This window comes from Pseudomonas sp. CROZ-RG-20F-R04-15, from assembly GCF_022662375.1.
Taxonomy (GTDB): domain Bacteria; phylum Pseudomonadota; class Gammaproteobacteria; order Pseudomonadales; family Pseudomonadaceae; genus Aquipseudomonas.
Genome location: NZ_JAKNQL010000056.1, coordinates 1 through 3,326, shown reverse-complemented (window position 1 = coordinate 3,326; position 3,326 = coordinate 1). Strand labels below are relative to the sequence as shown.

The following is a 3,326-nucleotide window of genomic DNA, read 5'->3' as shown; positions in this document are numbered from 1 at the left end:
TCGTTCTTTAAAAATTTGGGTATGTGATAGAAAGATAGACTGAACGTTACTTTCACTGGTAACGGATCAGGCTAAGGTAAAATTTGTGAGTTCTCTTAATTGAGAAATTCGAATTTTCGGCGAATGTCGTCTTCACAGTATAACCAGATTGCTTGGGGTTATATGGTCAAGTGAAGAAGCGCATACGGTGGATGCCTTGGCAGTCAGAGGCGATGAAAGACGTGGTAGCCTGCGAAAAGCTTCGGGGAGTCGGCAAACAGACTTTGATCCGGAGATGTCTGAATGGGGGAACCCAGCCATCATAAGATGGTTATCTTGTACTGAATACATAGGTGCAAGAGGCGAACCAGGGGAACTGAAACATCTAAGTACCCTGAGGAAAAGAAATCAACCGAGATTCCCTTAGTAGTGGCGAGCGAACGGGGACTAGCCCTTAAGTGGCTTTGAGATTAGCGGAACGCTCTGGAAAGTGCGGCCATAGTGGGTGATAGCCCTGTACGCGAAAATCTCTTGGTCATGAAATCGAGTAGGACGGAGCACGAGAAACTTTGTCTGAATATGGGGGGACCATCCTCCAAGGCTAAATACTACTGACTGACCGATAGTGAACTAGTACCGTGAGGGAAAGGCGAAAAGAACCCCGGAGAGGGGAGTGAAATAGATCCTGAAACCGTATGCGTACAAGCAGTGGGAGCAGACTTTGTTCTGTGACTGCGTACCTTTTGTATAATGGGTCAGCGACTTATTTTCAGTGGCGAGCTTAACCGAATAGGGGAGGCGTAGCGAAAGCGAGTCTTAATAGGGCGTCTAGTCGCTGGGAATAGACCCGAAACCGGGCGATCTATCCATGGGCAGGTTGAAGGTTGGGTAACACTAACTGGAGGACCGAACCGACTACCGTTGAAAAGTTAGCGGATGACCTGTGGATCGGAGTGAAAGGCTAATCAAGCTCGGAGATAGCTGGTTCTCCTCGAAAGCTATTTAGGTAGCGCCTCATGTATCACTGTAGGGGGTAGAGCACTGTTTCGGCTAGGGGGTCATCCCGACTTACCAAACCGATGCAAACTCCGAATACCTACAAGTGCCGAGCATGGGAGACACACGGCGGGTGCTAACGTCCGTCGTGAAAAGGGAAACAACCCAGACCGTCAGCTAAGGTCCCAAAGTTATGGTTAAGTGGGAAACGATGTGGGAAGGCTTAGACAGCTAGGAGGTTGGCTTAGAAGCAGCCACCCTTTAAAGAAAGCGTAATAGCTCACTAGTCGAGTCGGCCTGCGCGGAAGATGTAACGGGGCTCAAACCATACACCGAAGCTACGGGTATCACCTTCGGGTGATGCGGTAGAGGAGCGTTCTGTAAGCCTGTGAAGGTGAGTTGAGAAGCTTGCTGGAGGTATCAGAAGTGCGAATGCTGACATGAGTAACGACAATGGGTGTGAAAAACACCCACGCCGAAAGACCAAGGTTTCCTGCGCAACGTTAATCGACGCAGGGTTAGTCGGTCCCTAAGGCGAGGCTGAAAAGCGTAGTCGATGGAAAACAGGTTAATATTCCTGTACTTCTGGTTATTGCGATGGAGGGACGGAGAAGGCTAGGCCAGCTTGGCGTTGGTTGTCCAAGTTTAAGGTGGTAGGCTGAGATCTTAGGTAAATCCGGGATCTTAAGGCCGAGAGCTGATGACGAGTGTTCTTTTAGAACACGAAGTGGTTGATGCCATGCTTCCAAGAAAAGCTTCTAAGCTTCAGGTAACCAGGAACCGTACCCCAAACCGACACAGGTGGTTGGGTAGAGAATACCAAGGCGCTTGAGAGAACTCGGGTGAAGGAACTAGGCAAAATGGCACCGTAACTTCGGGAGAAGGTGCGCCGGTGAGGGTGAAGGACTTGCTCCGTAAGCTCATGCCGGTCGAAGATACCAGGCCGCTGCGACTGTTTATTAAAAACACAGCACTCTGCAAACACGAAAGTGGACGTATAGGGTGTGACGCCTGCCCGGTGCCGGAAGGTTAATTGATGGGGTTAGCTAACGCGAAGCTCTTGATCGAAGCCCCGGTAAACGGCGGCCGTAACTATAACGGTCCTAAGGTAGCGAAATTCCTTGTCGGGTAAGTTCCGACCTGCACGAATGGCGTAACGATGGCGGCGCTGTCTCCACCCGAGACTCAGTGAAATTGAAATCGCTGTGAAGATGCAGTGTATCCGCGGCTAGACGGAAAGACCCCGTGAACCTTTACTATAGCTTTGCACTGGACTTTGAATTTGCTTGTGTAGGATAGGTGGGAGGCTTTGAAGCGTGGACGCCAGTTCGCGTGGAGCCATCCTTGAAATACCACCCTGGCAACTTTGAGGTTCTAACTCAGGTCCGTTATCCGGATCGAGGACAGTGTATGGTGGGTAGTTTGACTGGGGCGGTCTCCTCCTAAAGAGTAACGGAGGAGTACGAAGGTGCGCTCAGACCGGTCGGAAATCGGTCGTAGAGTATAAAGGCAAAAGCGCGCTTGACTGCGAGACAGACACGTCGAGCAGGTACGAAAGTAGGTCTTAGTGATCCGGTGGTTCTGTATGGAAGGGCCATCGCTCAACGGATAAAAGGTACTCCGGGGATAACAGGCTGATACCGCCCAAGAGTTCATATCGACGGCGGTGTTTGGCACCTCGATGTCGGCTCATCACATCCTGGGGCTGAAGCCGGTCCCAAGGGTATGGCTGTTCGCCATTTAAAGTGGTACGCGAGCTGGGTTTAGAACGTCGTGAGACAGTTCGGTCCCTATCTGCCGTGGACGTTTGAGATTTGAGAGGGGCTGCTCCTAGTACGAGAGGACCGGAGTGGACGAACCTCTGGTGTTCCGGTTGTCACGCCAGTGGCATTGCCGGGTAGCTATGTTCGGGAAAGATAACCGCTGAAAGCATCTAAGCGGGAAACTTGCCTCAAGATGAGATCTCACTGGAACCTTGAGTTCCCTGAAGGGCCGTCGAAGACTACGACGTTGATAGGTTGGGTGTGTAAGCGCTGTGAGGCGTTGAGCTAACCAATACTAATTGCCCGTGAGGCTTGACCATATAACACCCAAGCAATTTGCGAACTCGAGAGAGACCAGATTGCGGTGTGTGAAGACGAAACGAACCGAAAGTTCGATGTTCACAAACACCGAAAGCTATCACATACCCAATTTGCTGAAGCGAGGCCAACCGGTCACGACTCAGTACCCGAATTTCTTGACGACCATAGAGCGTTGGAACCACCTGATCCCATCCCGAACTCAGCAGTGAAACGATGCATCGCCGATGGTAGTGTGGGGTTTCCCCATGTGAGAGTAGGTCATCGTCA

Annotated in this window: 2 rRNA genes; both read left to right on the top strand. The window is 51.1% G+C overall.

Annotated elements, in window-relative coordinates:
* Positions 1 to 164 precede the first annotated feature (164 nt).
* A 23S ribosomal RNA gene (locus L8H52_RS30205) occupies positions 165 to 3,058 on the top strand.
* A 155-nt stretch (positions 3,059 to 3,213) separates the two neighbouring features.
* Positions 3,214 to 3,326 (top strand): 5S ribosomal RNA (gene rrf / locus L8H52_RS30200); the annotation flags it as partial.